Here is a 23,474-nt window from a genome sequence, read left to right as displayed (position 1 = left end):
GCGGGCGCACCGACAACATCTGGGGGATCCAGCGACTCCGAGGCTACGACGGCGTGTCGTATTGGTGGTGCCCGACCTTTGGATGCGGGGCGTTTCCACGGGCAGATGCCCCAGGGTCGGACTTTTTCGCACGGGAATGGCGTTGGCGGTGCGAGCGACTCGGCACCGATCCCACGGTGGTGCCGCAGTTTGAGCCTGATATGCGGCTTCCACCTAACGCGGAGGATCGCCGCTGACGGCAGGCGCCCCGGATGTGGAGGACCCGCGCACCGCGGCGCGCCGATCAGACCGCCTCAGCGCAGTAGAGAGCGCCCTCACGGTCGGCCCAGAATTCCACCCCGTCGAGAAAGTGCTCAATCCTCACGCCCACTATGACGTTGTCCGGCGGTCCATGGTACTCGGTCATAATCCCAACTAAGCGCGGCACAGCGGTGTATGCACCGTCGCCCACAGGCTCATAAGTAGCGAGGAATGCTGGGCCGCCGCTCATCCCCTTCGGTTTCGCCCCGACAACTCCCGCGCCGTCCAACCCCACACAGGAAGCCTGGTCGTAAGACATGGCGAAATGCACTTGAGGATCGAGCCGCAGGGCCCTGTACACGGAGCTGGGAGAACAACTGCATACCACCGACATCAGTTGGGACGACAGGGTCTGCTGAGCATCACGAAGTTTCGCCCGCGACGCGGGGTACCCCACGGCGACGACGGACGCACCTTCCTCAAATCGGAAAAATGGCAGCACCGCTTCGAGCGGAATGGCTGCTGCCGTCGGCTCATCCGCGTCCTCGCCGATCGTTGCCGCAGCCCAGGCTATGTCGGCAAGCGGCACACCATCACCTGAGGCCACCAGCCTCCAATGACGATTCGGCCAGGCAGTGCTGCCATGCGGGGAGACACCGAACAACTTCGTCTCTGGCCCGACGACGACATGCTCTGCGGTCACCAGGATTCGCCGTGGACCGGCTGCCAAAATGAAGGTGGTACCTGACGGTGAGATCTTTCCGCTACCCTGCTCCACGATTGTGACCGGGCGGATCCCAACCGCAAGGGCCCGAATCGCCTCTCGAAGGCCTGCAGTCGGATCTGACCCATCATCCATCAAGAAAACCCCTTGAATGCAAATAGTTGCTCAGTACGTGCGTCGCTGGCCCTGCCATGGCGAACGCGTCAAGCGTCGGGCTAGGGGGGATGGGCGATGGCGTCAGGCCCCGACCGGATCATCTGGTTGTTCACCAGCTGCTGCTGGCCGTCCAGTCACGGGGAGTTGGACCGGAACGGGGGCCCGATACTGGTGGGGAACTGTTCCTCGGCCGAGAAATATGCTCGCTGAGGCGAAGACCCGCCGCTCTGAGCGATCTGGGGCAGGTTCCACCCCATTGCGGAGGAATTCGAAGTCGTTGAGCATCACATCCGTTGCGGATTGATCCGCGACCTTGAAGGTCGCTGAGCCGGACAGGTTCACCAAGTCACTTGACACGCCCGTCGGGCCTTCAGGGGAATTGAGGTTCGCCGTGCAGACGAAGTGGTACTTGACGGCCAGTTGCCCGTACTGCTGTGTGACATATGCTTCAACGTCGCGGCCTACCACATGCGACAGGCGGACGCCCTTCCGCGCGGCGATGCTGTTGGCCTCCTCGAGCACCACACTCTGAATAGCCTCGACCACCGCCGTGGCATCGAAGGGCGGTTGACCATCTCGCGTCATTTGCAGCATGGCGTCCACGCTTTGATGCAGATGGATCGTGGCGCCGGCTGCCGCGCACTCCGCGCGCAACTCGCTCGCCATTCCCTGGTCATACTTCCGATTCTCGAAAAAGGCGGTGTCGGAGGACACGAGGTGCAAGTCGGTCGTGACCCCTTGGTCGATCGCACATTCCCAAAGGAGGGAGTCCTTGAACTGTTGATTCTTCGGAGAATTGGGAAGCCGGTCCTCCAGAACGCGAGTCAACGCGCGGCTGCTGTGGTCCAGCGTCAGCGGGACCCGCTCGATCAGATGGTTGAGCTCGCCAAGTCGTGTCCTGACGCGCGCTTGGACTTCCTCGTCCGTAGGTACTTGGTAGTCGTCACGCCCGCCCATAATCACACTCACGATTCCGTAAGCTCGGGCGATCGACTCCCTCGCCTCAGCAACCAGACGTAATGTGTGCTTGTGAACCTCGCGCTCGACAACTTCGGGCAGCACCACGCGACCGCCGAGGCGCTCCACCTCAAAAAGAAACGCCGATCCGAGCGGACTATTCAGTAGCGGATTGGCCACCCAGATATTGGTGTCGATGATGACTGCTAAGGTCATTGATTCCCCTATTTTGACAGCGAGGCTCCACACGCGCCTGCCCTGAACCCTGGGTGTACCTCCGAATGTCGCAAACGGGTCGGGCGACACAGCTTGCTGAGTCCCCAACGCACGCGTGTTAGCAAGCTGGCTTGCGGCCGAGATGCCTGAGCCACGCCTCCACCACTCGCCGGACAAGCCGAGTGGCAACTCGATGGCTCATTGGAGTTGCAGGCGGCTTTCTGTCTGTGGTTCCATGCCGGCTCTCGCGTCCGATGGCTCGATAGGAGTTGGCAGTGTGACAGAAGAGTTCGAGCTCCGCCTTGGTAGCTCCGCAAACTTCCGCGACCCGCCCGTTCGTACCGGACTCGACGAGTTCGTATGCAAAGTAGAGCTCAGACCATGTCGGTTCGTCGCGGCCGATCACCGCGAGCGCGTCCCACGCGAGCGACGAGGTCAGGGCGCCGTCGAGGACCGCCGACGCGGTGACTGTCCTCGGGTCCGCCTGCGGGATGCCGTTGATGGACATGATGGCCGTTCCCAATCTGACACGTATCTCGATTCCCTGCAAAGCCATCACAGTGTGAACGGTCCGCCCGGCCGCGTCGACCCCGAGGAGCCGTCCGGTCAGTCGTAGTGCGCGGAAGGCCGGGTCGAGAATTTTGCCGACGCCGTTGACCGCCGCGAGGTGCTCTTCAGCAAGGCTCCGAACCGGCGCGTAGTCGAGGCCGGCAATCGAAGTGGATAGCGAAAGGGCAAAGCCCCCTTCAAAGCGCGTCACACCCACCTCACGGGACTCCAGCGCGACCGCTAGATTTTCGAGATCTGAGGGGTCGCCTTCGATCGGAATTTTCCAAGTCACCACTGGCGACGCGTCCATCTTCCACGGCCTCCTCGTTGGATCGCACAACTATTCCACAGTCGACACCGGCAGTTGAACGCTTACCGGGAATCTGAGGGCCGACGCGACGCCCCGCCACTGTTCCGCGCCACCCCATCACCCCCTTCCGTTCTGGACCTTGCCCTCGACCGACACCCGAGAGCGCGGCCGAGCCAGGCCCGACCGCCCGGCGCTGGTGCTCAACTAACCGAGTCTCCGGAAGACATGGGGCGATTCATTGTGGGATTCGGTAAGATCGAAGAGTGCGCTAGATGCAACACCGACGACCAACTTCCGTTCAAGTAGATAGGCCATCATGCCCTCTGGCTGAATGGTGAGCGGCGACTAAGCATCGAGGTGCGTCGTTTCGCACGTACCACGAGGCATCAAGTAGCCTTCGCAGTCAACGATGGCGACCGCATGGGGCCCCGAGCCGACAAACCAGCTCATCGTCCACCACATCCGCCGAGGAGATTAGCAGCTCGCCAACGGCGCCGATCCGGAGCCCAAGGAGGGGTCTCCCGTCCAAGGATTGAAGCCCTGCCTCCCCCACCCGAAACGGCAGCTTGAGGGGAACGGACGGATGGCGGCGAGGGGGCATCGGGCTCTTCGATTAGGGTTGCTAGGAGGCGCTGGTGGTGTGCGAACAGGCCGGGGCGCTCCCAATCTACGAGTACCCGGGGCCGGTCGAAGGGGTGGCGGGTTGGCCGGCGGACGATGGCCAATGGAGACCGCAATCAGGAAAGCTGGCACCTGCAGGGTCAAACGGAATGGCTCGCCCTGGGGCTCAGTGCCAGCGTCACACGGCCGGATCTCCCAGTCGACCTTTGTCGGCATTTGCCCAGTCAGGGCATCTTCGCGTTCATGGCTCTGGTCGGTTTGCCGAGACTGCGCCGAAGGCCTATCTCCGAGAAGTGAGGGTAGTCTGTTGGGGTTTTGCGGCGGAGGTTCGAATAGCGACGAATGTGATGGATCAAGGCTTGGGCGCCGACGCCGCGCCCGCGCGGGTCGGAAATAGGGTACGAATGCCCCCTAGGGACCAAATCAACCTGAATGCCGCCGTTTCTGAGTGCCGATTCCGCGCCAAACCCCGCGCAACTGTCACCAAGGCACGTCAACGATTGGCCGGAAAATGGCGACGAGTGAGCATTCGGAATTAGCCTCCAAGACGGGGATAGAACCCTCAGGGAATTACGCTTGTTACCCTGCCACGCGACCACATATCAGCGACGACATCGGGCGCATATCAACCCAAAATCTCAGCCCGAACCGCCACCCTCCTGGCATGACGATTCACGTCATTCGGTGATGCGGCTTCAGTGCACCCGAGGGCCGAAATGCACCGCCCGCCTCGACCCCTCATCCGGCGAGACGGGCTGAATAACTGTGGGCTCCCCTACCCTGCCATCCGGGTTGGAGTGCCCGTTGCCATGCTCTGGATCGAGGCCAGAATGCCCTGCGCCTCGGCGTCTGAGACCCCCTTGTCTCGGCGCTGGATCCACCGGCGGCGCGCGGGCGTCTGCTTCGCCTCGGGCAAGGCAGCAAGCGCCTCATCGATCGCGGCCGTAGTGGCGCTCGCGACGCCACCAGTCCCGCCGCGGCGACGCGTGAGCTCCGCCTCCGCTTGGGCCTGGAACTCGGTGAACGACCCCTTCGCCTGGGCCCAGGACAAAGCGCTCTGGAGGTCGTCGTCCGACATCGCGGAGAGGGACGTCCCCTTCGTCTTGCCGAACGGGATCACAGGACCCGACTCGGAGCGAGGCGCCGGAATGGCTGAGCGCGGGGCACTTGACTGCTCGCGCCAGGCGCCACGCGCGCTGGCTGCGTTGCCGTCGTCGTCGTCGTCCGCCACGATGCCGAGTGCCGCTGACAGGCCATATCGCCGGCCGTAGGTGAGCGCGGAGCCGGCCCCTTGTGCCGTGGCCTTGTCCATCGGCATCCGCACGCTGGTCTCAATCCATTCGCCGCTGACGTGCTGCAGCCGAGTGATCACCTCGGTTCCCGCCTCGTCCGCAGCGCCGCCAGACTGGATCACCATCACACCTTGCTCGAGCAGCGCAGGCGTTGCCGCCTCGCTGATGGCGGCGAGCGACGCGTAGCTGTTCCGGAAGTGGGGATTCGAGGCGTCCTTGTGAATGGGCCGCATTTTCCCGCGCGCCTGCACCAGAGCCAACGCCAGCTTATCGAGCGTCTCGCTGTGCCTCATGACCCACCTCCAGGCATCCGGTCGGTCCAGGTGGCGCGCTTGAAAGGGTTGGTCATGTCGAGTCTCCGGTTCAGTGGGATGCCACAGCATACCGTCGGACGGGAGTTTGTCTGGGCTCGCGCCAAGGGCAGCGCGCACACGGTTGGTCGCGAGGCGTCGGCAAGCGGTGCCGTCCCCGGCCCCGGGATGTCGAGCCCGCGGGGCAACGGTGCGATCGAGGGTACTCCCGATTTCCGCATACGCATGGCCTTTGCCCTTCATGCGGATGAGTGATTTCGTGTCGGTCGCGGTACAAGGGCGTTGCGGTCGGCCGGCGGGCATGGTGCGCCATCAGTGGGAGTCGGGGCGAGCTCAGCCCGATACTCCCAGATGGCATTGGCCGGGGATGCCGCCAAGCCACCAGATGGGCTGGTCGCATGAACTGGTCGCACGATTTCACGATACAAGCCGCATTAAGCGGCCCTGTCAGAAGGCTCTCGGCGTCAAGGTCTCGCGCTAAGTCGTTGTGGGACAACACATTTAGCGTGGCTGGCGCCTACGCACGACGGCTTAGAAGGCTGCTGCTCTATCCAGCTGAGCTACGGGCGCCGGGAGGGAGCCGAAATGTAGCCCCCTCCCCGGCCCCGACCACTACTTGCGAACGGCGTCGCGGATTTCGCGGAGGAGGACGATGTCCTCGGGCGTCACCGCCGGCGCGGGTGCCGGGGCCGGCTGTTCCCGCTTCATCCGGTTCATCACCTTGATCATCTGGAAGATCACGAACGCCAGAATCAGGAAGTTCAGGAAGATCGTGAGGAAGTTGCCGTAGGCGAAGACGGGGACGCCGGCTTCCTTCACCGCGGCCAGGGTGTTGGCCGTCCCGGCCGGCACGTCGCTGAGCGCAACATAAAAGTTGCTGAAGTCCAGCCCGCCCACGGCCTTCCCGACCAGTGGCATGATCAGGTCGTTCACGGCGGAGTCGACGATCTTGCCGAATGCGCCGCCGATGATCACGCCAACGGCGAGATCCATCACGTTCCCCTTGAGGGCAAATTCCTTGAATTCGGAGGACATGGACATAAAGGTCCTTTGGTGGGATGGGGTGAGGGGTGAGGAGTGTAATACGGGTGGCCAGGAGGATCCGGTTGATCATAGCCCAGAATTCGCCCCGAGGAAACCCGGACGCCGACGCCATCGTAGATTGCGGGCCGAATCACCCCGCTCACCCTGACCCAGGTTGGCCATGCTCACTCCCGCTGCTGCCCTCGCCGCCCTGACCCTGCTCACCGCGCCACCAGCCGACGGCGTCGACGTGCTCCGCGCCGTGCACGCGCGCTACGCCGGCAAGTGGTTCACCTCGATGACCTTCGTGCAGAAGACCACCTTCGGCACCGGCAAGGTGCAGACCTGGTACGAGGCGATGGAGGTGCCCGGCAAGCTGCGCATCGACATGGCGCCGGCTTCCGCTGGCCAGGGGATGCTCTTCCGCAACGACACGCTCTATCGTTTCGCGGCGGGAAAGCAGTCGGGGGCGCGGGCGATGAAGCACCCGATGCTCATCCTCCTGCACGACGTGCACGCGGTACCGCTCGACTCTACCGTCGCCAAGCTGCGCAGCCTCGGCTTCGACCTCGCGAAGACGCACGAGACGACGTGGGACGGGAAGGCGGTGATCGTGGTGGGCGCGCTGGCGGGCGATACGACGTCGTCGCAGTTCTGGCTCGAGAAGGAGCGCCTGCTGCTGGTCCGGTTGATCGACCCCAGCATGGACGCCCGCTTCAGCGGCTACAACAAGCACGGCTCGGCCTGGGTCGAAGGGAGGATCGAAATCTGGCAGAAGGGGAAGCTCACCCAGCTCGAGGAATACACCGACGTGAAGACCGGCGTGCAGCACGAGCCGGGGCTCTTCGACCCCGCGCGCACCACCACGCCGACGTGGGTTGGCGCGGGTCAGGAACGCTGGCCGGTCCCGCCCGCTCCGGGTATCTGACGGTCGGTCTATATTTCGCGCTCCGGTCACTTCCGTGCCGGGGCGCTGTCGGTCCGAGTCCGTGAGGAGTGTCGATGTTCGCATCCCCCATCCTGTTGCTGGCCCTTGCTCTGGGTGGCCCCGGGGTGTCCCCTGGCGAAGCAGTGGTCAAGGCGGCGTACGCCAAGTACGCCGGCAAGTGGCCCACGTCGTTCACCTACGTCCAGAAGACGGTTCTCCCCGACGGCCGGAACGAGACCTGGTACCACGCCGTGAAGCTCCCGGGCCTGGTGCGCATCGACGTCGCGCCGGACATCACCGGCCGCGCCATCATCTACCGCAACGACTCGCTCTACAGCTACGGCGCGAAGCAGATGAAGACCCGGAGCTGGTGGCCCAACTCCTTCCTGGTGCTCACCGGCGACCTGCATGTGGCGCCGCCGGCCGAGACGATCAAGCGGCTGCGCGCGTTCGGCTTCAACCTCGACATCACGCACGAGGAATCGGTCAAGGGCGTGCGCTACATCGTGGTCGGCGCCAAGCAGGGCGACCTCCGCTCGAAGCAGTTCTGGCTGGAGAAGGAGCGGATGATCGTGATGCGGCTCATCGAGCCGAACGGCGCCGATCCCACGCGGCCGATGGAGGCGCAGTTCACCAAGTACACCAAGCTCGGTGGCGGGTGGATGGAGGGCTTCGTGCTGATCACGCTGGGCGGGCGTCCGTCGCAGGTCGAGGAGCGTTACGAGATCAAGAACAACGCGAAGATCGACCCGGCAATCTTCCTCCCCGGGCCATACAAGCTCCCGGCCTGGGTGGGGCCGTTGGCCGACGTCTTCGGGACGCCGACGCGGGTTCGCTAGCGCCCCGAGGCGGGCCCGTCCGACAAACAGCCCCGCCACGAGGATCTCGTGACGGGGCTGTTCAGCAAATCGGGGCGCCGGGATTCGAACCCGGGACCTTCCGCTCCCAAAGCGGACGCGCTACCGGACTGCGCTACGCCCCGTGGTACGTACGGCGCAGGAAACTACAGCGTTCGGCCACGAATCGGCACCCGCCGCAGGGCTGGCGCCCGTGGTGGTCCGGTCGGCGTTGGTGAAGGAGACGGCGGGGCTCGCTGCTTGACGGTTGTAGTACCGGCGTGCTACTGTGAGAGCATACCCGTGCTACTGGAGTGCGTCATGGTTCGCGAAATCACGTTGCGCCAAGTCGGGGGCTCGATCGGTGCAACCCTCCCGAAGGACATGGCCGACCGGCTCCACCTCGCGGTCGGCGACCGCGTCCTGGCAGTCGAGACGGAGCGCGGCATCTTGTTGAGCCCATACGACCCGGACGTCGAGGCGGGACTGGCGCTGGCCGCGCACGCGGCCAAGAAGTTCCGGAACGCCTTGCGCGAGCTGGCGAAGTAGCTCGTGCGTGAGCCCCGTTGGGTGCCCCGCCTCGTGGTCGAGGCCGTCCATCTCGACCAGTTGCGCGAGCATGGCGGGCTGCCGGGGCTGCGCGACGACGATGCGCTGGAGGCCGTCCTGGCCCGACCCCGACAAAAATGGCACTACGACAAGGGTGTTGACCTCGCCGGTCTAGCGGCCGCCTATGCTTTCGGGCTGGCAACGGCCCACCCCTTCAACGACGGCAACAAGCGCATCGCCTTCCTGACCATGGCCGTCTTCCTGGGCCTGAACGGCAAGGAGCTCGACGTCACGGAGCCTGAGCTGGTCCAGGTCATGACCGCCTTGGCGGCCGGATCGCTCAAGGAACCGCAGCTGGTGGCGTGGGTGCGCGGCCACATCGTGCGCCTGAGCCTGTAACGCGCCGTTGCCCGACCCCAGTGCACGACTTTCGCGCACCGACGTCCGACACTAGGTCCAGACCCAACAATCCAGGAGAAGCGACGATGCGCCGAGGCGTCCAGATGCGCGTGACCGGGCGGGCCCTGCTGGGCAGCGTTGCCATCCTGCTCGCGGGGTGTGGCTCCAGTTCCCCGACGACGCCTCAAGTCCAGGCGCCGACCGGACTGAACTACAGCCTGAATCCGGCCAGCTATCCCAAGGGCGTCGCGATAGCGCCCAATACGCCGAGCAGCGGCGGTGGCGCCGTGAGCTCCTATGCGGTGAACCCCGCGCTCCCGGCTGGCCTCACGCTGAACACGACGACCGGTGTCATCACCGGGACGCCGGGAACTGCCGCGCCCGCCACCAACTACACGGTGACCGCCACCAATGCCGGCGGCAGTGCCTCCGTCGGCCTGAGTATCACCGTCACGCAGACGGCCGCCACTGCCACCCAGCTTGCGATCACCACCCAGCCAGCCACCACCAGTGAAGGCGTCGCGCTGCCAGCGTCGGTCCGGGTCGAGATTCGCGATGCCGACGGTGCGCTGGTGACCAGCGCGACGAACACCGTCACCCTGGCGATCGGCAACAACGCAGGGAACGGCACCCTGGGTGGGACGCAGACCGCCGCGGCCGTCGCTGGTGTGGCAACCTTCCCGGGGCTGAGCATCAACCAGGCGGGGACCGCCTACACGCTGACGGCCGCGGCCAACGGGCTGACCGGCACGACGTCGACGCCGTTCAATGTCCTCATCAACTTCATCAGCGTCGGGGTGGGCAGCTTCACGACCTGCGGTGTTTCCGTCTCCGGAGCCGCCTATTGCTGGGGCCGGAACGACCTCGGCCAGCTCGGCGACGGCACCATCGTCAACCGCTCACTCCCGACGCGTGTCGTGGCTCCCGGCGGGGTGCAGTTCTTGGCCGTCGCGCAGAATGGGCGCGACGCCTCCGCTGGAGTCGCGAACTGCGGTCGCACGACTACCGGCGCCGCCTACTGCTGGGGGTCCGGTTCCGCCGGGAACATCGGAGACGGGGCCCTGCTCGATCGCCTCACCGCGACCCTCGTCGCGGCGCCGGGCGGCGTCGCCTTCAATTCGATCACGGCCGGCGGGGTCCACAGCTGCGGCACAACGGCGGGCGGCGCGGGGTACTGTTGGGGGATCGGGGTCCGCGGTGCGCTCGGCGACGGCACCGGCTTGAATCGGCCACTCCCGACGCAGGTCCCGGCTCCCGGCGGAGGCCTCTTCGCCACGATCGGCGCCGGCAGTGGGACCACCTGTGGAACGACGCAGGCTGGTGCCGCCTATTGCTGGGGCGCCGGCACGAGCTCGCAAATCGGGGACGGTGCGGCGGTCGACCGACTGTCACCGACGCTCGTGGCGGCGCCGGGCGGCGTGACCTTCGCGGCGGCACAGGCGGGCGGCTCGGTGAGCTGTGGGTTGGCTTTCGGAGGGGTGGTGTACTGCTGGGGGAGTGGTGCGAACGGCCAGATCGGCGACGGAGCCAACGCGACGCGTGCCACCCCGGTGCCAGTGACAGCGCCCGGCGGCGTGACGTTCTCGCGCCTCGCGACGTCGGTGATTCACAGCTGCGCCCTCAGCACGACCGGCGCCGCCTACTGCTGGGGCGCGAACACCGTCGGCCAGCTCGGTGACGGCACTCTGACCGATCGCAACGTGCCGACCGCCGTCTCGATGCCGGTCGGCGTCACCTTCACGGCGATCTCCGCAGGGCAAGACCACAGCTGCGGCCTCACTGCGCAGGGCGCCATCTACTGCTGGGGCTGGAACACCAATGGTCAGCTCGGCGACGGAACGACGGTCTCACCGAGGTTGACGCCGGTGCGTGTGGCGCGCTAGGCATTGCGCGGAGCGTGGGACTATTGGAAGGCGACTGGACCGCGTGGGCCGGCAGCTACGGCAGACATTTCGCCGGATCCGCCGGCCCGCGCCGTTCCACGATCAGGCTGTCACGGCCACCGGAGCCCAGGATGTGTCCCCACCACTCGAGGAATCCGCGCGCGCCAGCCTGACCGATCGTGAACTGGAGACGCTCGCCGGCGTCCATTCCCGCCCACAGCAGGACGGCAAAGGTATCCGCGGTGGCCTTCCACTGGCTGTGTGTGGGAGCGGATTGTGCACGGATGGACGGATCGGCCGATACAGAACGCCAGCAGGCACCATGCGTCGCGGCGCGCGGTCCCCGCTCCAGCTCAACTCCACGCATCCGACGCGCAAGGGAGGACGGGATGGGCGCGCCGGTCAGTACCAGCAGCAGGCTATCGTTGCGGAGGGCGCGCCCGGGCACATTCCCGCGAACCACGGTGAGGAGATACTCCCCTTCGACCGGATCGCGCGACTGCGCCTGCAGGGGCTGAGCCGCGGTCGCCACCGCCACCCACAAGCCAGCGTAGAACACCTTGATCGGCCGACACCACGCGCGATTGGACACTTGCCTCCCCCTCTGTCTTGCGGCGGGGCCTCCCGAGGCCCGCGCGCTCCCGACGACGCCGCCGACTACTTTGGCACCCGCGTGAAGCGCAGGTCGCGCACACGCCCCGACTGAAGCACGAACCCCGTGATGCGTCCGCGCGCATCACGCGTCACGTCGATCACCGCCCCGCTGCGCACGAAGCCGTCGCGGTAGGTGGGGTCGACCGTCCCGAGCCGCCGCCCCGCGGCGTACACCACGAGCGCGCCCTTCTCCACGCGCCAACTGTGCGTCGTCTCGATCTCCTCGTTGCGGTACTCGCCGGCATACTCGGCGAGCTGGGCCGCCGTGAGCGCCACTGAGTCGACGCGCTCATACGTCGTCGTGTCGGAGGCCGACCGGGAGAGGAGTCTCCCAGCGTCGCCCTGTGCGAGCCGCAGTTCGGTCCCGCGCCCCACCCGGAAGCGCCCGCCGCCGAGCGGGATCACGCGTGTCCGCTCACTGCCCACCGCGATGATCGTGTCCCCCGCCAGGCGGATGCGCTGCACCACCCCGCGCGCGACGTTGCGCCAGATGCCCGCTATCGCCTGCCGGTCCGATGCCGGAACAGTCACCGCCGGCGCCGCGTCGAGCGCCGCCACCCAGGCACCCACGGTGTCCGGCGCCATCCGGTCGCCGAGGTAGACACCCGCCACCTGCCGCGCGAGCGTGTCGGCGCCGGCGTTGGCGACATTGCAGAAGGTCGCCACCGCGAACCGCTGGTCGGGGAAGCGCAGGAAGTGCCCACGATAGCCGGCCCAACTCCCGCCGTGCGAGACCACGGGGAGCCCGCGGAACGTGCCGGCGTTGAGGCCGACCGCGTACGCCTGCGTGAAGCTCACGCGCGCGGGCGAGCCGTTGCTGAGCGCGGTCGGCGTCGTCATGGTGCGCACGATTGCCGCATCGCCGACGAGGAGGCGGTCGTAGTTGTCGAGCCAGCGCCCGAAGTCCTCGATGGTCGTGTGGACCCCGCCAGCGCCGACGATGGCACCATCGTAGGTGGTGCGGGCCACGCGGAAGCCGCCGCTGGTCTGTGGCGAGTACGCGGTCGCGAGGCCGGGGATCACCATCGCATTGTCGCCGAAGTAGCGCGTGTCCCGCATGCCGAGCGGCGCGAAGATCCGCGACTCGGCGAACTGCGCGAGCGACTTGCCGGTGAGGCGGTAGACCGCCTGCGCGGCGAGGATCCATCCCGAGTTGGTGTAGAGGTAGCGATCCCCCGGTGCGTAGTTGGTCCCCGCCGAGCGGGTGATCACCTGCAACGCGTCGATCGTGTCGCCGCGGAAGGTTCGGCCGGTCTGGCCCCAGAGCGTCCAGAGATCGCGCAGGCCGCTCGTCTGGCTCAGCGCGCGGCGCCAGGTGATACCGTCGGCGTAGGCCGGCATCTCGGGAAAGAGCTTCCGGATGGGATCGTCGAGCGAGAGCTTGCCGTCCCGCTGCAGCAGGAGGATCGACATCGCCGTGAACTGCTTGGAGATCGACCCCACGTCGAGCACCGAGCGGGGTGAGAGCGCGATCCCGTGCTCGAGGCTCGCCATGCCGTAGCCGCGCGCGTAGATAAGCCCGCCGTCCTGGTAGACGCCGAGCGCGCAGCCGGGAGCGTCGGAGCGGTCGAAGCGGCGGAAGACGCTGTCGGCACGAAGGGCGCGTGCGTCGCGCTCGCCGATGATGTGCTGGGCGTGCACGGCGGCCGGGAGCGCGGCGAGGCCGAACAGGAGGGCGAGCGCGCGCAGGCTGGGACGCAGGTGCATGAGGAGGCTCTGGGAGTGGGGGCGGGGGCCGGACCTCCCAAGCTTACCGCCGCGGGTCCCGGGTGCGCCAGCGTCGTGCCGCTCTCCAGGTGGCAGCATTGCCCCAGCATTCCAGCCCAACGCGTGCCGTGGCATCTTTCCGCGCTCGCCGGACGCCTGCCCCTCTGCCCAGGGAACACCCCGTGGCTCTGCCCCCCGAATTGACGCCCCCCGACTCCCCCGCCGACTGGCAGCTCGCACTGCCGAGCGCCATGCGCGGCCCAGCCACGACACTGACGCGGATCGGCATGGGAATGTCGGGGGCGGCGGTCTTTCGGGTGGACGCAGGCGACCACGCGTACGTCCTGAAGCTCACCTCGCCAGACGAGCCGCTCGGCCCGTGGCAGGCTCGGCTCGCGGTACAGCGTGCGGCGGCGACGGCGGGGCTGGCGCCCGAGCTGGTCCACGTCGACGAGGCCCGGCGCGCGGTGCTGAGCGCGCTGGTGGTCGACCGTTCCTGGCCGGCGCAGTTCGGGAATCCCGCCACGCGCGGCGCGGCCATCCACGCGCTCGGCCGGATGCTCGCGCACCGGGCCCACCTCCCGACTCCACCCGGCATGGGGAGAGCGGACGTGCGGCCAGTGCTCCAGGCGATGTGGAGCGCGCTGAGCGCTGAGGCCACGCTTCCCCTCTTCGTGCGTGAGACGGTCACGGCCTTGCTCGCCGAGCCGCCGGTGACAGCATGCGAGTCGCTGGTGATGAGCCACAACGACGTGAATCCGTCGAACCTGGTCTTCGACGGCACGCGCGTGATGTTGCTCGACTGGGACACGGCGGCACCGAACGACCCGCTGTACGACCTCGCGACCGTCGCGATGTTCTTCCGGATGGACCACGAGTCGTGTCAGCAGCTGGTCGCCGCGCACGACGATGCGCCAATTGGGGAGTTGCCCGAGGCGTTCCGCACATACCGCCGATGTGCGGCCGCGCTCTCGGGCGTGGCCGCGCTCGGCGCGGCGCGGTCGCGTGGCCATGCAGGTGGCGAGATCGCGGCCGAGGCGACGCCATCGCTCGGCGAGGTCTATCAGCAGTTGCGCGCCGGGACGATCGACATCCAGAGCGTGGCGGGTCAGTGGACGTTCGGGCTGGCGCTGGTGAAGGAGGCGGCGGGGCTGCCGCGGTAGGCGGGTCGCCTCAGCGGGGCGCGGGCCGGCACCGTGCCACTTCGGCGGCGGTGCGCTGCATCAGCCATCGGCCGATCTGTTCGGTCGCGACGCCGGCCATCTCTCCCCCGAGATTCTGCAGCACGATCACGCCGAGGCCCGCCTTCGGCTGGAGGAAGACGGCGGAGGCGTGGCCATCCACGTTGCCGAAATGCCACAGCAGCGGCGTCGCCTGGCTCGACGCCAGTGGGGCTTCCTGAAACCAGCCGAGCGCCATGTCGACACGATGGGTCGCGTTGGCGCTGTCCAGCTGGACCTGCGGCTCGGCCATGCGGCGCGCGACGTCCGGGGCGATCACTGCGCGCCCCGCCGCGGTCGTGCCCAGATGCGCCATCAGGAATCGCGACAAGTCCCGGACCGTGGACGTCAGGCCGATGAAGCCGGCCACGCTGCCGTAGCGCGCGTGGACCGACTGCTCAGCCCGCGCATCGTCCAGATCCCAGTAGAACGCGGCGAGCTGCTCTGCCTGCGCGGCCGTGAGGGTGATCCCGGAGGACGTCATGCCGAGGGGTGTGAGCAGCCGGACCCGCAGCTGCTGCTCGTACGGTACGCCAGCGACGCGTTCGACGACGTGGCCGAGCAGCGCATAGCCGTAGTTGGAGTACTCCATGGCGGTGCCCGGCCGCGCGCGAAGCTTGGTGATCGGCAGCGCTTGGTACAGGTCGGCCACCTCGTAGGCATCCCAGACGCCGGGGTCGATCGGGCCGGCGACGGGTTGATTGCGGCGATTCGGTGGCTGCTTCGGGAGACCGGCGGTATGCGTCAGCAGATGCCGCACGGTGATCGCCGTCCCCGATGCGTCGGTCGGGAGGCGCACCGAGTCGGGGAGATACCGCGCCACCGGAGCGTCGAGGTCGAGTCGCCCCTCGGCGGCCAATTGCAGCGCGAGCGTTGCGGTGAAGAGCTTGGTCACCGACGCCACGTTGTAGGGGGTGTCGGCCGTCGCTGGAATGCGCCGGCGGACGTTGGCGTACCCCACGCCGTCGGCAAAGACGAGTGCGTCCCGCACCACCACGCCGAAGCTGACGCCGGGGATCCCGGCGACCTTGGCGTAGCCGGCGATCGCACTGCGCACCTCCGCCTGAAAGTCGAGTGCGAAGCACCGCGCCGCGGCGGGCGCGCGCGTGCCCTGGCCGAACGCGGGCGACGCGCACGTCACCGCCAGGAGCAATCCGCTATGGATGCGTTGCCACATTGGTGGTGCCTCGTAACGCGGTAATGAAGAGAGACGCGCGAGTATGCGGTGGGCCGAGGCGTCACGCCCTGCGGCGATAGTCCCGGTCCATTGCAGCCCGACTACTTCACGACGAAGCTCGCCTGCATCCCCATGGCGAGATGTGGCGGAAGCGAGTCCGCGTCGCGGAAGCTGCAGATCATCATGTAGGTGCGTCCCGGGAGCAGGTTGGCTCGCAGGGCGCCAACGGCGGTGTCCCCGGGATTGGCGATGAGGATCCCCACCACGTCTGCCAAGTCTCCTGGGTCGTGGCCCGCCGCGGCATAGGCCATGACCGAGTCGGCGGTCACCCCTGCGTGGAGTTGGCCGAGGGCCATCTCGTGGGGGACGCGTCCCCGATTGACGAAGCGGACGTCGGTGACGCCCGCGGCGGGTGCCTTCGGGGCGTCGAACGCGTAGTCGGTGCCCCCGACGAGCACTTCCTGGGAGCCGGCCGGCGCAGTCTGGCAGCCAGCAACGAGCCCAGCGAGGAGGGCAGCGGTGCACGGCGCAAGGGCGGCGAAGGGTGCATTTGGCATTTGGCCTCGCGGGAGAGGGTGCCCATGGAGGAGTTGGAATGGTAACCGCTTGAGCCAAGCGGCCACGGTCGATCGCGATTCGATCGCAACTTCGAACAGGCGCAGATTCCGAAATATTAGGTGCCAGCCTTCGACTTCGTTGGTACCGCTCTCCGGTAGGGAGCGCATCAATACTTCGGCATGTCGAAGCCAACGACACTTTGCACGCCGTCCGGATCGGTTTGCAGCACCAGGAGCAACTGGTCGTTGCCGCCGAGGATGGTCGAGGTGGCCGCCAGGGTGAGGCGCCCCACGAGCGCCTCGCGCCGCGCGTCGACGATCCACCAGGTCGCCACTGCGTCCTTGGGTTTCCGGAACTCCTGAAACCAGACGGTGCCTCCCACGGTCACGGCATATTGGGCAACGGCCTGACGCGAGACCGCAGGGAAGTTCGCCCCGAACATGAGCCGGAACTTCCGCACCCAGTCGGGATCGGGGTCCTTGACCGAGGCGATCATCGCATCGGCGTACGCCTTGGCGCGCTCGCGTCCGGAGACTGGCACAATCGGTAGCGCGACGCCGCCCTGGGTTCCATCGGCGCGGCGAATGGTGACGCGTGACTCGCCGACCACGAGGAGGAGCGTTTTCGATGCGGCGGAGGCGACGAGGGTCGCTCCCAGGAAGGGTGTCCCGTAGGACGCGGTGCCCCGCCCGCCCTCCTTGTCTGTCTCCGCGTAGAAGTAGCTGTGGGACCAGGGATGCGTCCCCAGAGCGGTCCGCTCCGCGCCGCGCACGCCGAAGAGGGCGAAGCGGTTGAGGTAGAGGCCGTTTCGCGGCTGCTCGCCGTACACCCTGACGGTCGCGAGGTAACTCGATGGGGAGGCGATCGCCTCGAGCGACACCAGCCCTTCCTGGCCGGGCGCGGCTTGCGCGATGAAGGAGCGGATGACGGTACCGTCGGGTCGCCAGAGCGTCACACGATTCAGGAGGCCATCGTAGGTGACGACTGGTGTCGCCGAAGGTGGCGATCCGGTTGAGGCCACCGAAATCCCCGGGACCTTCCCCCTGGCGGCCGAAGCGCTTGTCGACGGTCCCGCGCCGGTTGACGATCAGCACGTTCGACGTGCCGGCATTGGCGATCGCGATACGCCCATCGGGCAGCACGCCGGCCCCACGCACCTGATCGAGCTCGAGGTCACCGGTCGTGAACCGCTGTGGGCCGAGGGCGAGGGTGGGCACGCCCGATTGCGCCGGGAGGGTGGCGGGGAGCGAGCGCATGACGAGGCACGCAGCGAGAATGAGAGTTCCCTTTCGCCGTGCAGGCCTGGTATTCGGATGCCGCGGGACCGTCACCGTCATCTCCTTGGTTACCGCTGGGAGTGGAAGCACCGGACTACTTCGGCGGCCGCCGCAGCTGGCTTCGGGCGATCACCGGCGTGCACATGGCCATGACGAGCTGATTCGGACCGGCCCAGCCCGTCCATTGACGGCTGGGACCTTCCTTGCAGCCGATCTCTTGGGCGAACAAGAGATGAACTTGTGCCGTGATCGACGGTGACGGGCGGCCCTCCGCCTCGAACCCGAAGCGCCACCTGCGGACCGTGCTGATCGCGGGTGCCTTGAAGGCGGTGTTCGTGGCGCGCACCACCGTGACCGAGCTCGAGTCGACGGTCCCGTCGGCACCGACCTGGAAGGACACCACGGCCTCGCCGCCGATGCCAGCAGCCCTCATGGCGGGGGGATAAATCGGCAGCGCGTTGGTCGTGTCCCACACGAGCCCCTGCCGCGGTGGGCAGTCCTTTGCGACCGGGCACCGCCTGCTGCGGATGATCGTCGCCCAGTCTCCCCCAAGGGCGTCCTGAGCGGGCGCCGCGTTGGGCGTCAGCAGCACGACACTCAACCCCAGGGCCGATACGATTGCCTGACGAGACATGCGCAACTCCTCGGGGAGAGAGGGAGGACGACGACGAAGGGTGCTCGCTGGGCGAATGAGGGACATGGCGTGGCGGAGGATCCGTTCGCGAGGCGGACCGATGGATTGAAATCTACGGCCAGGAACGAAAGTGCGAGGGTTGGCGCTTGTCAGCGACAGGCGTGCAATGGTTTACCGGTCAACGGTCATCGGTCACCAGCAACCCCAGCGAAGCTGGTCCTGCCTTCGATCCGGAGCTTCACAATCACCCCGTCGGCCCCGTACGCTACCAACTGATCGGGTGTGCCCCAGAAGCGCATCTCGCGCGGCAGGCCAAGGCCTGACGTGTTCACCAACACGCTCCCGACAGGCGTACCGCCCACGAGGAAGGCGTCGATGTGAAGTCGGCCCCCGGCGTCCGGCACCGGGCCGACCAGAAAGACCGTGTCTGCCACGACGATGGCGTCAGACACGAGCGGAATGTCCTGTTGTGCACCGGAGCCGGTACCTGGACGATACGCCGCGCGCTGTTGTTGGAGCGCCTTGTCCAGCATCGGCGGCATGCAGGTCCGAAGACGGACGGTTCGTGCGCCGTCCCGGTAGAGATCCACGATCCCCGCGGCCGGTGCGAGAAACAGCAGGGACTGACCCGATGCGACCACGCGGAATGGATTGGGGCCAGGGAGGCGGAGCAGCGAGTCGGCGGCTGGGGTGCCTGGCACAAGTCGAAGAACCGTCGTCGAGCCGTCCGCCCCGACAGGAATCAGGGAGAGCGCCTCCCCCAGCGCCGGATTGCGCATGGCCATTTCCACCATGACATCCTGCGAGAGATAGAACTCCTCCCCGGAGAACGCAGCGGCCGAAGCGAGTTGCCCGACCGGGATGGATCGAGTCTCGCCCAGCTTGAACTCTGGTGTGAGCATCGTGAGGCGCTTGGTGCCGGCGTCGACGATGCCGATTCGGTTGCCGCCGAGGATGGTCAGGGCGGTCGCGCGCCGGAACTCGCCTGGTCCCTCCCCTGGCCCACCAAAGGTGGCGATGGGGTTCAGCGTTCCGTTGAAGGCGGTCACCTGCGCTTGGGGGCCATCCAGGACGACAAGCGTGTCGCCGATTACCGCAACGGCAGTGACACTGGTGGGCGCCCACGACGCCACGGAGCGCGCGCCCTCCCAGTCCACCGCCTGCGGAGCGATCGAGGCCACGGCGACTGCGCGTGCTTCGGCCGTCGGGGCGAGCGCGCAACTCTCATAAGGAATGGATGCGAGCGGCGTGGGCCCGTGGTCGCTCGCGGGGGAGGCGTTGTCCTGACTCGGGCCACTGCATGCCGAGACCAGGCAGAACGTGGCCAATATCGCCCGCCGCTTGGGAATCATGGTTGAGCTGGTTCCAGGCGCACTAGACACTTGGCAATTGTGGCGCGACCTCACCTTCGCTGCCAATGCCGCGCTTGGCCACCGAGAGCGCGGAGGCAGTGGCGAAGGCGGTCAGTGCCGAGTTCGCCAGCCCGATGGCCAAGACTGGGATGAGCGAGAGGTTGGGAAGTCCGAACGCCAGACCCAGCGCTACAAGAAGCGCCAGCGGCGCCAGTCCGCCGAGGGCACCCCAGGCAGCGACTCGACGCGGAGAGAGCGAGCTTGTGTCTTGGCCCCGCTCAAAGCGGGCGATGACGAGTCCGGCCACGGTACCCGAGATCACCCCGAACATCGCGTAGACGAGAGCGTGGAGCATCAGCCAACCGCCGAGCGAGAACGGATCGCGCGATCCGGGCAGCTCCGATGGCGACGACCAGCTCCGCCATCCGATGACCAGCCCGAGCAGGAACCACGGACCGGCCCAGAGTGCGGCGAGCTTGAACAATGCCCGGAATTGACGAGAGAAGATCATCGTGGTTCCTCACTCCATCGTGGACAACTGGCGTCGTGCGTTTCTGCGGCGGTGCCTGCCGAGGCCCGCGCGGCCACAGCCTACCGTGCTACCCGAAAGGGATAGCCCACGACATACTCGACATCGTCCGCGTCGCGGACGACGCCGACGATGTGATCCTTGCCGATGTCATGCACCACGAAGCCCAGCGGCAACCGCACGGTCCCCAGGAACTCGCCGTCGTTGCTGAACACCCACCACCGGGCGGGACGATCCGGGTGCCACCGAGGGCCCTTCCCCATGTCGGCGTTCATGGGGCCCATCCCGTCCAGCTCGATATACTCGCGCACCCACACCCGCCCCATCCCGTCCAACTTCACTGCCGAGTACGCTGGCAGGGTCTTCGGGAGCTGATCGAGGGAGAGGTCAGCCTCCATGGCGCTCCGCTCTTCGGGGCTGCCACCAAAGTTGTCGAACAGCCGTGACTTGTGCCCATCCACCACCGCCTCGGTCATCGGAACCGCCGGCATCGACAGTCGGACAACCCTGGCGACCCGACCATTGGGATTCCGCGAGGCGATCTCGAAGTGCTCAGGGAAGCCGGTCACCATCCAGTCCTGCTTGCTCGCCACCTGGAGCCGCTTCCCGAACGGCGCCGGGTACGACCCCATCGGGTGCTGCCGCGTCTCCACGTTGGGCACCCCGTCGAGCGCTTCGCCGAGCGTTCCGTCGAGGGCATAGCGCTGGAGGGTGACCGAGTCGCGATACACCCCTGGAGCGCGCGGCGATTGCGGCAGCCGCCTGGTGGCGACGAGGCTCGACCCGACCACGGCCACCGGCATCGGAAAGCCGCCGTCCGGGAGCGCGGTGAGCTTGAACGCCCGGACAAAACGACCCGGCACAAACACGGCCACGTCGGAGCGGTTGATCACGGCGTAGATCGAATCGCCTCGACCCGCAAAGGTCTGGACCATTCCGCCCTGGCTTCCGGGGAATTCCCCAGGGCCGCTCCCCTTCCCGCCGGCTCGGCCCAGCACCGTCCCCGTGGTGTCGACAAAGAGCAGGTTGGGCGCGGTGAGGTCGAGGATGGCGATCGTGCCGCTCGCGAGGACATGCACCGCCGTCACATGTCCGAAGAGTGGCGTCGCCGCGTCCGCCCCACTGCCAATCCGGAAGGCAGGAGTGGTGTCGACAGCGAGTCGCCCTCCACCACCATCGAAGGCGTTCTCGACGATCCGGATGTCGCCGCTGTCGCGCGAGGCCGCACCAACTCGGCCCGGAGCGCCTCCGTCCGAACAGCCGATGGCTCCCAAGGTGAGAAGCAGGTACTTCACTGGCTGCGTCATCCGGTTTCCGGTGGGTGGACTGCGTTTACCGACTCGTGAGCGCGCGAAGGAACGGGAGCACGGCCGAGGTGAAATACGGCTCTTCGGTACCCCAGAAGATGTAGTTGAGCCGCAGGCGGGTCGTGGCGAAGGCGTAGAGTTCGGGGACGGTGATCTGCTGCCCGGTGTCGCGGTCTCGGTCGGCGAGGTTCCCGTCCTGCACCGCCATCGCGGCGATCACCCCTGGGGGGCGCTTCTCGATCAGGCCGAGGCTGTTGATCCGCTGCCAGGGACGGTAGGGGAGAATGTCCGGCCCGCCGACCCCGGCGCCGATCGTTGCCGCGTGGGCATGCACGCTTCGGAGGAAGTCGCGACCGTCATTCGAGAGCGAGTCACCGGGCATGAAGTTGGCATAAATGATAACGCAGGACCGTTGGAACGCGCCGCGCGCCGAAGAGAGCATCTCACGGATGCCGGCGGCGTAGGACGCGGGGGAGTAGCCGGCGGGTTGCCGTGCTGGGTCCTCGAAGCCGATCGATGTCTCCGGCATGACGATCCCCTCGACGGCGCCGTCGAACTCCTTGGCCAGTGCCGTCAGGAGATGCGCGTAGCGATCGCGGACCGCGGGGTCCCACCGCCTGGCGACCGCGCCGGCGAATTGTGTCCGGCCGTCGGCGTCGGCCTCGTACTTGGCGGCGATGCCGCCGTGGTAGGCGGGGTCGGTGCGGAGGTAGTCCGGGGTCACCGGCGTCTTGCTGAACGAGACGTCCTGCAGCTGCAGGAAGAGCCGCTTGTCGTGGCGCTTGAGGAAGGCGAGATCGTGGCGGATGGCGCGGAAGTCATAGCGCCCCTGGGCGGGCTCGAGCTCGCGCCAGGTGTATTTGAGTTGGGCGCCGACGATGTTCGGGTTCGACAGGAAGGCGGTGTCGGCGATGCGGCCTCGCTCCTGCCCAAAGAAGACGTAGTTGTGCGGGCGGACGTCTCGCTGCCGATCGGGTGTGCCGCAGGCAGGCGGCGACGCGGCGATGAGGGTCAGGAGGAGTGCGAGCATTGGGTGGGGTTCCGGGGGTTCAAGAACGACGTCTGGCGTCGCGCGTTCCTGCGACGCCTCGAGTCGGTACGGTTAGCGAAACCGAATCGGAACCCGGAGTTCGGCCGCATGCTCGGGCAGGCCCGACGGGTTGTCCTTGGCCAGGATCAGGGTTCCCGTTTGCGAGGCAGGCGGTGTGAAGGTGAGGGTGACCTTGAACGGCACGAATGCTTCGGTCATCCATTCCCCGTCGGCGTGTGCGGGCATCACGGCGAGGGTGTCGCCGTCCGCATCGAGGAGGTGGACGGGAAATGACGCCTCGAAGAACCAAGGCCCCCGGGCCCTGCCTTCAAGGGTGAGGGGGGTCTGGACAATCGCATTGGGCAGCGGCGTCCGGAGCTCGATGAGATCCGGTATCGCGGCGGGCTCGCGGGCGGCTTCGCGGTTGCAACCCAAGAGGAGAAGCGCCAGGAGCAGGGGTAGTCTGTTCATCAGAGATAGATCTCCAGCACTTGGGCCCGCAAGACTCTCAGGCATCTACTGTGGCGGGAGCTGCGAAGGCCCGCGGGTCCCGGTGTTCACCTCGAGGAGGCCATCACGCCACCTGTCCCACACATGGTCCTTCGTCGCCGCGATGCGCAGCTCGATGATTGGCGGCTTGGGGCTCTGCGCGCCAAACTGTGCAGCGAGGGTGAGCAGGGCGATATCTGCCAGGTGTCGGGGCTTCATGACGCAGACCTTGTGGGGGTCGCGGCGTCTGTTGTCGCTCGTGGTTGGGGCGCGGGCAATTGCCGAAGCAGCGTGGCTTGGCCTTCGAGGAGGCGTTCGAGCTGGGTCGCCGTGTAGTCCGCCGTGCGTTCGAGCGCCGCCAATCGCTCCTCGATGAGGTCCGGATCGGACCGGGCGGCTTCCAATTCGGCGACCCTTCTCCGCCCTCTCCACCAGGCGATCGCGAAACCCACTGTGGCGATGAGGCCAACCTTGGCGGCCCCGAACAGGAGGCCGATCGCGACGCCGCTGAGTTGCGGGTCCATCTGAACCTCCGAGGAGACTGAC

Annotated in this window: 24 protein-coding genes and 1 tRNA gene; 6 read left to right on the top strand and 19 right to left on the bottom strand. The window is 67.1% G+C overall.

The annotated features are described in order from the left end of the window. Positions 1–283: 283 nt before the first annotated feature. The 5 genes from IPP98_15665 to mscL all read right to left on the bottom strand — a co-directional run bounded on the left by IPP98_15665 (position 284) and on the right by mscL (position 6,417). Positions 284–943, bottom strand: coding sequence for a hypothetical protein (locus IPP98_15665; protein MBL0180529.1), 660 nt, complete (start codon positions 941–943; stop codon positions 284–286). A gap of 258 nt (positions 944–1,201) precedes the next feature. Then, positions 1,202–2,293: a DUF4935 domain-containing protein gene (locus IPP98_15660; GenBank protein ID MBL0180528.1), complete on the bottom strand. Its 1,092-nt coding sequence runs from the start codon at positions 2,291–2,293 to the stop codon at positions 1,202–1,204. Positions 2,294–2,411: 118 nt separating this feature from the next. Then, a complete protein-coding gene (locus IPP98_15655; GenBank protein ID MBL0180527.1) occupies positions 2,412–3,152 on the bottom strand; it encodes a hypothetical protein in 741 nt (246 codons plus the stop codon). Between the two features lie 1,396 nt (positions 3,153–4,548). Beyond that, the gene (locus tag IPP98_15650) at positions 4,549–5,358 is read right to left on the bottom strand and encodes an ERF family protein (GenBank protein MBL0180526.1); all 810 of its coding nucleotides are present in this window, start codon (positions 5,356–5,358) and stop codon (positions 4,549–4,551) included. A 630-nt stretch (positions 5,359–5,988) separates the two neighbouring features. Further along, positions 5,989–6,417: a large conductance mechanosensitive channel protein MscL gene (gene mscL, locus IPP98_15645; GenBank protein ID MBL0180525.1), complete on the bottom strand. Its 429-nt coding sequence runs from the start codon at positions 6,415–6,417 to the stop codon at positions 5,989–5,991. A 163-nt stretch (positions 6,418–6,580) separates the two neighbouring features. On the opposite strand from mscL, the gene IPP98_15640 reads away from it, so the two are divergent. Both IPP98_15640 and IPP98_15635 read left to right on the top strand, forming a co-directional pair. Beyond that, positions 6,581–7,327 (top strand): hypothetical protein, encoded by a 747-nt coding sequence (locus IPP98_15640; protein ID MBL0180524.1) that lies wholly within the window; start codon positions 6,581–6,583, stop codon positions 7,325–7,327. 74 nt (positions 7,328–7,401) lie between these two features. Continuing rightward, positions 7,402–8,166, top strand: a complete 765-nt coding sequence (locus IPP98_15635; protein MBL0180523.1) for a hypothetical protein — start codon at positions 7,402–7,404, stop codon at positions 8,164–8,166. A 69-nt stretch (positions 8,167–8,235) separates the two neighbouring features. Here IPP98_15635 and IPP98_15630 read toward each other — a convergent pair. Beyond that, a tRNA-Pro gene (locus IPP98_15630) sits at positions 8,236–8,309 on the bottom strand. A gap of 175 nt (positions 8,310–8,484) precedes the next feature. Between IPP98_15630 and IPP98_15625 the strand changes: the two genes are divergently transcribed. The 3 genes from IPP98_15625 (at position 8,485) to IPP98_15615 (ending at position 10,994) form a co-directional block, all read left to right on the top strand. Continuing rightward, positions 8,485–8,712: an AbrB/MazE/SpoVT family DNA-binding domain-containing protein gene (locus tag IPP98_15625; protein MBL0180522.1), complete on the top strand. Its 228-nt coding sequence runs from the start codon at positions 8,485–8,487 to the stop codon at positions 8,710–8,712. Between the two features lie 21 nt (positions 8,713–8,733). Then, positions 8,734–9,111, top strand: a complete 378-nt coding sequence (locus IPP98_15620) for a type II toxin-antitoxin system death-on-curing family toxin (GenBank protein MBL0180521.1) — start codon at positions 8,734–8,736, stop codon at positions 9,109–9,111. Positions 9,112–9,197: 86 nt separating this feature from the next. Beyond that, positions 9,198–10,994, top strand: a complete 1,797-nt coding sequence (locus IPP98_15615) for a putative Ig domain-containing protein (GenBank protein ID MBL0180520.1) — start codon at positions 9,198–9,200, stop codon at positions 10,992–10,994. Between the two features lie 55 nt (positions 10,995–11,049). On the opposite strand, the gene IPP98_15610 is transcribed toward IPP98_15615, so the two are convergent. Together IPP98_15610 and IPP98_15605 are read right to left on the bottom strand one after the other, a co-directional pair. Beyond that, positions 11,050–11,586, bottom strand: a complete 537-nt coding sequence (locus IPP98_15610; GenBank protein ID MBL0180519.1) for a hypothetical protein — start codon at positions 11,584–11,586, stop codon at positions 11,050–11,052. Between the two features lie 65 nt (positions 11,587–11,651). Further along, complete coding sequence (locus IPP98_15605) at positions 11,652–13,355, bottom strand: beta-lactamase family protein (GenBank protein MBL0180518.1); 1,704 nt, start codon at positions 13,353–13,355, stop codon at positions 11,652–11,654. 182 nt (positions 13,356–13,537) lie between these two features. On the opposite strand from IPP98_15605, the gene IPP98_15600 reads away from it, so the two are divergent. Continuing rightward, the gene (locus IPP98_15600) at positions 13,538–14,518 is read left to right on the top strand and encodes a phosphotransferase (GenBank protein MBL0180517.1); all 981 of its coding nucleotides are present in this window, start codon (positions 13,538–13,540) and stop codon (positions 14,516–14,518) included. A gap of 10 nt (positions 14,519–14,528) precedes the next feature. On the opposite strand, the gene IPP98_15595 is transcribed toward IPP98_15600, so the two are convergent. From IPP98_15595 to IPP98_15545, 11 genes are all read right to left on the bottom strand, one after another. Next, positions 14,529–15,752, bottom strand: coding sequence for a beta-lactamase family protein (locus tag IPP98_15595; GenBank protein MBL0180516.1), 1,224 nt, complete (start codon positions 15,750–15,752; stop codon positions 14,529–14,531). Positions 15,753–15,853: 101 nt separating this feature from the next. Next, positions 15,854–16,309, bottom strand: coding sequence for a hypothetical protein (locus IPP98_15590; GenBank protein ID MBL0180515.1), 456 nt, complete (start codon positions 16,307–16,309; stop codon positions 15,854–15,856). Positions 16,310–16,476: 167 nt separating this feature from the next. Then, a complete protein-coding gene (locus IPP98_15585) occupies positions 16,477–17,331 on the bottom strand; it encodes a hypothetical protein (protein ID MBL0180514.1) in 855 nt (284 codons plus the stop codon). A 350-nt stretch (positions 17,332–17,681) separates the two neighbouring features. Beyond that, positions 17,682–18,179, bottom strand: a complete 498-nt coding sequence (locus tag IPP98_15580) for a TonB family protein (GenBank protein ID MBL0180513.1) — start codon at positions 18,177–18,179, stop codon at positions 17,682–17,684. Positions 18,180–18,406: 227 nt separating this feature from the next. Further along, a complete protein-coding gene (locus IPP98_15575) occupies positions 18,407–19,402 on the bottom strand; it encodes a hypothetical protein (protein MBL0180512.1) in 996 nt (331 codons plus the stop codon). Positions 19,403–19,595: 193 nt separating this feature from the next. Continuing rightward, on the bottom strand, positions 19,596–20,084 hold the full coding sequence (locus IPP98_15570) for a hypothetical protein (protein ID MBL0180511.1): 489 nt from the start codon (positions 20,082–20,084) through the stop codon (positions 19,596–19,598). Between the two features lie 80 nt (positions 20,085–20,164). Further along, positions 20,165–21,409, bottom strand: a complete 1,245-nt coding sequence (locus tag IPP98_15565) for a hypothetical protein (protein ID MBL0180510.1) — start codon at positions 21,407–21,409, stop codon at positions 20,165–20,167. A gap of 25 nt (positions 21,410–21,434) precedes the next feature. After that, entirely contained in the window at positions 21,435–22,439 is a 1,005-nt protein-coding gene (locus tag IPP98_15560; protein ID MBL0180509.1) for a hypothetical protein, read from the bottom strand. A 72-nt stretch (positions 22,440–22,511) separates the two neighbouring features. Next, positions 22,512–22,910, bottom strand: coding sequence for a Gmad2 immunoglobulin-like domain-containing protein (locus IPP98_15555; GenBank protein MBL0180508.1), 399 nt, complete (start codon positions 22,908–22,910; stop codon positions 22,512–22,514). A 45-nt stretch (positions 22,911–22,955) separates the two neighbouring features. Then, positions 22,956–23,147, bottom strand: coding sequence for a hypothetical protein (locus tag IPP98_15550; protein MBL0180507.1), 192 nt, complete (start codon positions 23,145–23,147; stop codon positions 22,956–22,958). Next, positions 23,144–23,452 carry a hypothetical protein gene (locus IPP98_15545; GenBank protein MBL0180506.1) on the bottom strand — a complete coding sequence of 103 codons (309 nt, stop codon included), beginning with the start codon at positions 23,450–23,452 and terminating at the stop codon, positions 23,144–23,146. Before IPP98_15545 ends, IPP98_15550 begins: the two co-directional genes overlap by 4 nt. Positions 23,453–23,474: the final 22 nt, after the last annotated feature.

Source organism: Gemmatimonadota bacterium (genome assembly GCA_016720805.1).
In the GTDB taxonomy this organism is placed as follows: domain Bacteria; phylum Gemmatimonadota; class Gemmatimonadetes; order Gemmatimonadales; family GWC2-71-9; genus Palsa-1233.
This window is presented reverse-complemented; position numbering and strand designations above follow the sequence as displayed.

What these genes read in the sequence shown, in the direction of transcription:
- IPP98_15660 (MBL0180528.1), bottom strand. Translation starts at nt 2,293, where the DNA reads ATGACCTTAGCAGTCATCATCGACACCAATATCTGGGTGGCCAATCCG.
- IPP98_15655 (MBL0180527.1), bottom strand. Translation starts at nt 3,152, where the DNA reads ATGGACGCGTCGCCAGTGGTGACTTGGAAAATTCCGATCGAAGGCGAC.
- IPP98_15650 (MBL0180526.1), bottom strand. Translation starts at nt 5,358, where the DNA reads ATGAGGCACAGCGAGACGCTCGATAAGCTGGCGTTGGCTCTGGTGCAG.
- mscL (MBL0180525.1), bottom strand. Translation starts at nt 6,417, where the DNA reads ATGTCCATGTCCTCCGAATTCAAGGAATTTGCCCTCAAGGGGAACGTG.
- IPP98_15640 (MBL0180524.1), top strand. Translation starts at nt 6,581, where the DNA reads ATGCTCACTCCCGCTGCTGCCCTCGCCGCCCTGACCCTGCTCACCGCG.
- IPP98_15635 (MBL0180523.1), top strand. Translation starts at nt 7,402, where the DNA reads ATGTTCGCATCCCCCATCCTGTTGCTGGCCCTTGCTCTGGGTGGCCCC.
- IPP98_15625 (MBL0180522.1), top strand. Translation starts at nt 8,485, where the DNA reads ATGGTTCGCGAAATCACGTTGCGCCAAGTCGGGGGCTCGATCGGTGCA.
- IPP98_15615 (MBL0180520.1), top strand. Translation starts at nt 9,198, where the DNA reads ATGCGCCGAGGCGTCCAGATGCGCGTGACCGGGCGGGCCCTGCTGGGC.
- IPP98_15605 (MBL0180518.1), bottom strand. Translation starts at nt 13,355, where the DNA reads ATGCACCTGCGTCCCAGCCTGCGCGCGCTCGCCCTCCTGTTCGGCCTC.
- IPP98_15595 (MBL0180516.1), bottom strand. Translation starts at nt 15,752, where the DNA reads ATGTGGCAACGCATCCATAGCGGATTGCTCCTGGCGGTGACGTGCGCG.
- IPP98_15590 (MBL0180515.1), bottom strand. Translation starts at nt 16,309, where the DNA reads ATGCCAAATGCACCCTTCGCCGCCCTTGCGCCGTGCACCGCTGCCCTC.
- IPP98_15570 (MBL0180511.1), bottom strand. Translation starts at nt 20,084, where the DNA reads ATGATCTTCTCTCGTCAATTCCGGGCATTGTTCAAGCTCGCCGCACTC.
- IPP98_15565 (MBL0180510.1), bottom strand. Translation starts at nt 21,409, where the DNA reads ATGACGCAGCCAGTGAAGTACCTGCTTCTCACCTTGGGAGCCATCGGC.
- IPP98_15560 (MBL0180509.1), bottom strand. Translation starts at nt 22,439, where the DNA reads ATGCTCGCACTCCTCCTGACCCTCATCGCCGCGTCGCCGCCTGCCTGC.
- IPP98_15555 (MBL0180508.1), bottom strand. Translation starts at nt 22,910, where the DNA reads ATGAACAGACTACCCCTGCTCCTGGCGCTTCTCCTCTTGGGTTGCAAC.
- IPP98_15550 (MBL0180507.1), bottom strand. Translation starts at nt 23,147, where the DNA reads ATGAAGCCCCGACACCTGGCAGATATCGCCCTGCTCACCCTCGCTGCA.
- IPP98_15545 (MBL0180506.1), bottom strand. Translation starts at nt 23,452, where the DNA reads ATGGACCCGCAACTCAGCGGCGTCGCGATCGGCCTCCTGTTCGGGGCC.